At 36.8% G+C, this 7,579-nt stretch carries 6 protein-coding genes and 1 pseudogene; 4 read left to right on the top strand and 3 right to left on the bottom strand.

The annotated features are described in order from the left end of the window. Positions 1-551: pseudogene (locus V7L20_RS02685) on the bottom strand (hypothetical protein); the annotation flags it as partial. An 800-nt stretch (positions 552-1,351) separates the two neighbouring features. Here V7L20_RS02685 and V7L20_RS02680 point away from each other — a divergent pair. Further along, positions 1,352-1,738 (top strand): hypothetical protein, encoded by a 387-nt coding sequence (locus V7L20_RS02680; protein ID WP_334742577.1) that lies wholly within the window; start codon positions 1,352-1,354, stop codon positions 1,736-1,738. A gap of 538 nt (positions 1,739-2,276) precedes the next feature. Here the strand turns inward: V7L20_RS02680 and V7L20_RS02675 are convergent. After that, positions 2,277-2,858, bottom strand: coding sequence for a DUF411 domain-containing protein (locus tag V7L20_RS02675; protein WP_334742576.1), 582 nt, complete (start codon positions 2,856-2,858; stop codon positions 2,277-2,279). Positions 2,859-2,973: 115 nt separating this feature from the next. Between V7L20_RS02675 and V7L20_RS02670 the strand changes: the two genes are divergently transcribed. The 3 genes from V7L20_RS02670 (at position 2,974) to V7L20_RS02660 (ending at position 5,378) form a co-directional block, all read left to right on the top strand. Further along, positions 2,974-3,111 carry a hypothetical protein gene (locus V7L20_RS02670; RefSeq protein WP_334742575.1) on the top strand — a complete coding sequence of 46 codons (138 nt, stop codon included), beginning with the start codon at positions 2,974-2,976 and terminating at the stop codon, positions 3,109-3,111. A 257-nt stretch (positions 3,112-3,368) separates the two neighbouring features. After that, positions 3,369-4,310, top strand: coding sequence for a DNA polymerase III subunit delta' (locus V7L20_RS02665; RefSeq protein WP_334742584.1), 942 nt, complete (start codon positions 3,369-3,371; stop codon positions 4,308-4,310). Between the two features lie 447 nt (positions 4,311-4,757). Then, positions 4,758-5,378: a hypothetical protein gene (locus V7L20_RS02660; RefSeq protein WP_334742574.1), complete on the top strand. Its 621-nt coding sequence runs from the start codon at positions 4,758-4,760 to the stop codon at positions 5,376-5,378. A gap of 118 nt (positions 5,379-5,496) precedes the next feature. On the opposite strand, the gene V7L20_RS02655 is transcribed toward V7L20_RS02660, so the two are convergent. Continuing rightward, positions 5,497-6,474: a bestrophin family protein gene (locus V7L20_RS02655; RefSeq protein ID WP_334742573.1), complete on the bottom strand. Its 978-nt coding sequence runs from the start codon at positions 6,472-6,474 to the stop codon at positions 5,497-5,499. Positions 6,475-7,579: the final 1,105 nt, after the last annotated feature.

The raw sequence follows: 7,579 nt of genomic DNA, 5'->3' as shown, positions 1-7,579 counted from the left end.
CGGAGATAGGCTTGACTCACTCCACTTAAAAGCAAACTAATATTATTTGTGCCTGTTAGGGAGAATTTGTAGTAATCAATTGGGTCTACATTCCCGACAAATTCGTTAAAAGTTTTAGTACCAGTCAGATTGCCAATATTGTAAGCACTGCTGAGTGTGTTTCCTGGATTAGAAGCAATGGAAGGAGGTGCAGATGTGGCTGATAACTGTAGGGAATAGTTGGAGTTGACGTTGGGGTCTGCTGAAATTCCAACATAGTAATTCCCCGATGCTCCCAAAGTCGCACTAATTTGACCGTTACTACCATTACTAGCATAAGTAGAGTAAAGTTGTTCTCCACTCTCAATCAATCCATCATTGTTGCTATCGTAATAAATAAATGCACGGAGATAGGCTTGACTCACTCCACTTAAAAGCAAACTAATATTATTTGTGCCTGTTAGGGAGAATTTGTAGTAATCAATTGGGTCTACATTCCCTACAGCATCATTGTATTTAAAAGATTTGAGAACACCAATGTTTTGAGCAGTCGCTAATGTACTTCCTGGCATATTATTCCTTTTGTGAAATTTAGACAAGCATTCTTATAGATTGAATATCGGAATCCGGTTTTATTTTTGAAAAAGATTACGACAAAATATCGAGATCAACTTTACTCGTTGAACTCATCACAAGTAGAAAGCAATTAGCTGTTACTACACTGATACTGTTACTAGATTGATGGTATAAGATTCCTACTTATTAACAAGATTAAGTATACAAATAATCGAGCTACCAAAGTTAATTGGAGTAACAATAAACCAAAAAGCTTTTCCCAAAGAGCGATCATATATTTTCTATTTTTACTGATTCACCTGTTTTCTAATTTGTCAATGCGTAAGTCCTGGTATATTTAAAAAATAAAACATAAGTTTTATACATACAAATACATCTGTATTACTAAATTCGCAGATATTCAGGCATTCTTGCTCATTAGGGGAACTCAAGAGGCGAATAAAAAATTGCATAAATGTTCAACTCGCCTCAGTTAAGTAATTGGAAATTTTAATCAATCTGTTGTGTGTCTAAACTTTGTGTTTCTCAATTAAGTAGGTGGGCATAAACAAACCTAACTATGTAACGAAATATAAAATGCTCAAAAACTTTGCCATTGCAACTGTTAGAGACGTTCCGCGAACGTTTCACTGGCAATGACGTAGTTATGAATTTTCCCGCTTACCTACTTAGCTCATCCTTTTGGGTGAGTCATATATCAACCGATCAGGTGACCTGACTGAAGGAAGCTGAGATTAATAATAAAGAAGAATCTATTACTAAAGAACACCGATCGCATTTTACCTAAAAAAACCTTATGAAACTTGTTACTTTAATAAATTCTGGACTGATTTTTGCTTTTATTACTCTTGTACCTGGAATTGCTGGCGCTCAAACCGCGAATAAGAGTAGCGAGATAGCTATTAACTCTAACAATTTATCTAGGAATTCTACTTCTGTTAGTTACCTCCAGCCTTTCAATCTAGTTACTTTTGCTTATCAGGGAGGTTTGGAGCAGCACGGAATTCCTAGTGGAGACGCGCTAATATTTCAAACTCAGAATAGAAATATTATTGCAAAAGATTTGGTAAAGGCTGCTGTTAATGCAGATCAATTACCATCACAAGTTTTAAATGACCCAAATTATCTAAGTGCTGTTAATTCACAACTGAACGCTTTGCCTGATTATGCTGCTGCTGATTGATTTGGTTGTTATATATATACTTTTTAAAAAACGAAGTTTTTCATCATAGTATATTAGTGCGCTTGTTACCAATATAAATAAAAACCTTTTATATACATAAAAAATGTGTATAAAACATAACTTATTGATGAAAAATAATTTCTACATTCTGAGATGATTTGTGCATATAATTTGTACTTATAGTCGGCGAAAGACACAGAAAATTGTATAATCGGCAGCTTATCGACCACAAATTTCCTTTTCTGTAGAGAATGACAGAAGTAATTAAATCCGGGGGCCTAAATAACATTGAGTCCATTGAGTACATGAAAGCGGTGCTTGCACAAAGCTAGAGAAATAGGCGATCGCAATAGAGAAGTCGTTTGTCTAGGAAGTTTGGGCAATGCTTACAACTCATCAAAGCTGATTCTAACCAGTAAGATTTCTCACCAGTGATTCAAGTAATGTGAGGATGTTTTAAAAAGCTTTGGTGATTATAAATCGTTAAAATACATGAAAATCCGCTTTTAAAACATCCTCGAAATACAGCGAGATTACATCAAGAGGACGGGTATTGATTGAATACCGCAACTGAATCTTTGCGGTCAAAAGAAAGCACATAAAACGGGTCTTTTCGATCCCCCATCTCCATTCCAGGAGTGCCTACGGGCATTTGAGGAACAGATAAACCCGTAACATTTGGCTTTTCTTGAAGCAAACGTTTGATGTCGTCTGCTGGGACGTGTCCTTCGATAACATATCCATTAACAATTGCTGTGTGGCAAGATGACAAGTTATCTGGCACATTGTATTTTTGTTTGACTCTTTCTATGTCAGGCGTGGAAAAGTCTGTGATTTGAAAACCCTGTGCCTTTAAGTGGTCAATCCACCCACCACAACAATTACAATCAGGACTGTGATATACGGTGGCATTTAACGCTGTTGATTTTAATGGTGTCTGTTTATATTGGATACCCTTAATGTTACTTACCAGTTGAGCATTACTCATAGAAGCAGTGCTTCCCAATATGCCCAACACCCCTACTGTTAGACAAATTATTACCACTGCACGTACCGCAATACGTACCAAGATAGAAGGTAAGGATTTGTGCCACCAATAAATAAATTGTTTGTACGACATGTGAGACTTCTTAACTACAACATTACATAAGTTTGTTGTAACAAATTCTTTTCAAAAAGACTTTAGGGTAACCGTTCAAGGGGGTAGAAGAGAGATAGTCAATAAGTAAAGAGAAATGTTCTTAGTGAGAGCGATCGCATTATCGCAATATCCCTTGCTTTGGATGAACTCTAACAAGGCGCAGTGGTTGAAAATTCTTCAACAAGTGGAGCGATCGCCTTCTCTGGAAGGCTCTACTCGATTGGATAGCTAGCTATCCAATTGTAAAATAAGCGCTCGCACTTTTGGAAAAAAACTTTTTGATTTGCTGAATGTATCGCCTTACAATAGCATTGCATCCCTCTGCATTTAAAAAGGCTACGGTCTTTACGCGGTAGAAGTCATTGCAACAGTGCTAGTATGTCAAATATTGGCATTTTGTAGCATCTAAGTTGTCTTTCTAGAAGACAACTTAGATGCTACATCAGCCCTCTGTTCTCTATATTCTTGTTTTGGCGAAGGTACTGAACTATTAACCCATTTGCACCACTTGTAGGACAACAGCAAGCCATAGAATTACTCACTCAGGCTGTTAGACAAAATCGGGTTGCTCCAGCATATCTATTTGTGGGGCCAGATGGCGTAGGAAGAAGTTTAGCAGCCAGGTGTTTTGTGGAATTGCTATTTTCTAATGAGATGGGAGTCGCTGCGGCTTTACAAAACCGTTTGCGTCAAGGGAACCATCCAGCTTTATTGTGGGTACAACCGACGTACCAATACCAGGGACAACGATTAACAGCAGCAGAAGCGACCGAAAAAGGACTTAAGCAAAAAGCACCACCTGTAATTCGCCTAGAGCAAATTCGGGAAATTACGGAGTTTCTCAGTCGTCCACCCTTGGAAGCGCCAAGGAATGTTGTGGTGCTGGAAGAAGCTCAAACAATGGCAGAAGCAGCAGCAAATGCTTTACTTAAAACCTTAGAAGAACCAGGACAAGCGACGTTAATTTTAATTGCACCTACACCTGAGTCGGTTTTGCCAACTTTAGTGTCACGCTGTCAACGCATTCCTTTTTATCGCTTAGATGCACAGTCTTTGGCTGTTGTACTTACACAAACTGGTCATCAAGAAATTTTGCCAAATCAGGCAGTATTGAACATAGCAGCTGGCAGTGCCGGAAGTGCGATCGCATCTTACCAGCAATTACAAACTATTCCTTCTGAGTTACTTGAAGACTTAAAAAAAGCTCCTGCTTCTTACCATAAAGCCTTGGAGTTAGCTAAGAAAATTGATAAGGATTTAAATACAGAAGCCCAACTGTGGTTAATTGATTATCTTCAGCAATTATACTGGCAGCAGTGGCATCAATCCAGCATCATCAACCAGTTAGAAAAATCTCGTAAATACTTACTTTCTTACGCTCAACCACGACTAGTTTGGGAATGTTTGCTTTTATCTGTATGTCAAAAATAAAATTCTATTTACTAACTTTTGCACAAAAATCTCAAACCTTTTATAGGGCTTTCTAATCATACAAGGTACATCTTAGCCCCCTCATCGCTTGCTCTTAGTACACGTCACCCTATCCCATCGCTTTAAAGGCAGGGGGAGGGAAAGTCGTAGTCAAGTCCAGAAATTGGATAATTTATTTTTTATAGTTCCCTTGTACCTCACAACGGCCGAGAAGCGCTATAGCAATATTAAATGATATTATTTAAGTATCCGTAAATATTAGTACTGTGTATTATTGATAGTAAGCCACGCAAAGCGTCTCCTAGAGAATGCGGCGAGTTAAGAGACATTGCCCCAAGACACTGGAATTTGCTCAATTGTCAAAGCTTCATAGCGAATAAAAGTCTTGCGGGGGATGACCAATAAAAGCTGTCCAATTATTGTCTTTGAAGATTGTACCCCTGACTTATGATGAATTTATCGCAGACAATTCCAGTTCTTCTTTTAGGGACTAGCTTGGCTGTGCTTTCACCTCAAGTTTGTCCTGCTTTCAATGTTCAAGAGGTAGTTAGCCTAGCCAAAGCATCAAGTGATTTACCGATAGTTAAATCAGCAGGACTGTCCCCCGATATGGATGTACCTTGGTCGAAAGCCGTGAGAATCGTTGATCCTTTTGAAGGGGAGTTTCTTGGGGTTTTCGACCGCAACTCTTTAAATGGCTATTTGTACCGTGAGAGTTCAACCCAAGTTATTAGTTTGTGGACTCCTTCAAGCGTTCGAGTCCTCGTAACTGTAAATTCGCGTGAAGCAAAGTCTCCTTTATACATTGCTGGTCGTGTTTATCCTAGAACTGAGTTTCTTAGGTTTTTTACTACCAAAAAAGTAGATAAACTTTTGCTAAAGGTCAGAGAAAAAGTTTTTCAATTAGACGGTTCAACCGGCACCTTTGTAGTCAGTCAAGAATTAGCCACTGCTTTAAAAAATGCTCCAGATGAGAAATTAGACATCAGACTAGTCTTGGAAGGTGGTCAAACTGTTGATAGCGAAATTGGCAAAGGGACGGTTAAAGCTTGGCGAAACATTTATTAAGCCATATTTCCAAGGGGGTACGCTTACGCATTTTAACCCAAGTATTATCTGTTTTTAATGAAAGGTAAATTTTTTATCATCTCATCAGTATTTTTTCAGATAAAACTTGTTTATAAATTTAGGAAGAACGAACATTGTTAGAAGTTAGCCTGATTAATTCTTCAACATTGTTTGAGATTGTATTGCAAATTGCATTTAAAGGTAAGTCATTGGGATCAAAGCCGAAAGGTTCTTCAATTTCTGAACCAATTTGTTCAATACTTAATAAGGTAAAACTTACAAAAGCCATTGCTATACCAGTCCACCAATTCAGCAAGCTAACAATTTCCAAAGGTAAGATCAGACAAAAAATTAATAACAGTTGTCTAAGTTTAATAGTATATATCAAAGGCAGTGGCGTTTTTAAAATCCGTTCACAACCACCTAAAATATCTACTAAATCATCTACACAGTTATGTAGAGTAGTCAGCTGATAGACATTGAGACAATTCCGGTCATGCTGACTCTGCAAGTAATCTCCTATCCAATAAGCAATTTGTAGAGGGGGATGATTAGTTGTTTGGAGTTGTAAATATTTTTTTTCAGACATTAAGGATGCTAAATGAGTGTCTAAAGGTGATGATCTTAGATGTAACTTCATTGCAAATGCAAAAGCAGTTACTAACCGAAGTATTGCCTCTTTTTCTACTTTATCTTGCGGTGTCTTGTCTTTAACTATTATCCAAATTCCACGAGTTAAGTTACGAGATGTATTAACTAAAGATCCCCATAGTTGACGACCTTCCCAAAATCTATCATGGGCTGTATTTGTCCGAAAAACTAATAGTAATGTGAAACCAATATTAAAACTTAAAACAGCATTAGTAATAATACTGTTTGAATCTGAAAATGCTATTGGTAATCCTAAATGATATAAAAATGATATTAAAATACCATAAGCAGTACAAAAAATTACCCAAGGAAGAATGATAGAAATAATTGACCTTTCAAGGCGAAGAGTTACTTGAAACCAATTCAATTTTTCGCCTTTGTAAAGGTGATACTTTTCTATTAAAGTGTTTTTGGAATTAATTTGAAAATAGTTAGGTCGTTTCATATTTGTAAAATTTTATGATTACATCAATTAGCAAGATAATTTTTTTTAGCTAAAATTATCTTGCTTAAACAACATAGATAAAAAATATATGTTTCCGGATAGCGGCCATCGTGCAACTATGATTAACATAAATTAACATTAGAATTTATTTCTGTGAACTATCTTTAGGTAGGGAAATTTATGACTGTCTTTTAATTCTTCACCATCAACTTTGTTTTCTGGCTATATTGGTTAGAATTCGTGGTATTTAACTGTTTTCTGAAATACTTAGGCTAAGTTTAGATTTATTTAAGCAAATACTCACTTTTTTTCATTAACAGGGCAGAAAATAAGGAAATATTCTAAAAAGTTTTATGTCTAAAATTTTTCCAAAATAGAGCGCTGACGATTCAGTTGTTAATTTATGCTTTATTTGTCTTGAGCTTGAGAGGGCACAACTTCAATCAATAATTAAGTTCTATCATCTAGAAATAGCACCATAAATTGAGAAGAAAATTAAAAGATTGCATCAAAATGCAGTGATGGAGATGTAGAGATTAAAATACGAGATTCATCAAATTTTATCACAACAATCTTTAATTACCAGATAAGTAGGTATGGTAGCGATCGCTGGTGTTTATGAGAATAAGCTGTTATGCAAATTGGATATTTACTCGTGTACCCCTCTGGGGAAGCAAGCTAGCAAGAGCGTCTCCTTCAACAGAGGGTTGTCATTATTCATTTGTCACTTGTACTGCCCGAAGGGCAAAGCCGAGGGGCGTAGTCGTAAAGCCTGCGGCTGTATTTCAAAAGACAATATTAACGATTGCAATGTACAATCTAGACGCGCATCAGCTTATTAGTCTGAAACGCTTAACTGCGACACCGATAGCGACGCAAAACAGATTGAATATTTTTTTACAAACCTCTTCACTAATTACTTGAGAAAGCGATCGCCACAGCAGAGAAGCAACTTGTTTGATGTAGTCGTGTTTATAACTTATCTGCACCGCATTTTCCGCATAAATGTGTCCCAGCCAACTTTTCAGTAAAACTAACAATTGAACGTCATTGAGTCTTTACCCAAAGATAGAGTCTAAAAGACTATCGACTAGATTCAGTGCCT

Source organism: Nostoc sp., from assembly GCF_036916735.1.
Lineage (GTDB): Bacteria > Cyanobacteriota > Cyanobacteriia > Cyanobacteriales > Nostocaceae > Nostoc.
Note: the sequence above shows the minus strand (reverse complement) of the source record. Positions and strands in the feature narration are given on the sequence as shown.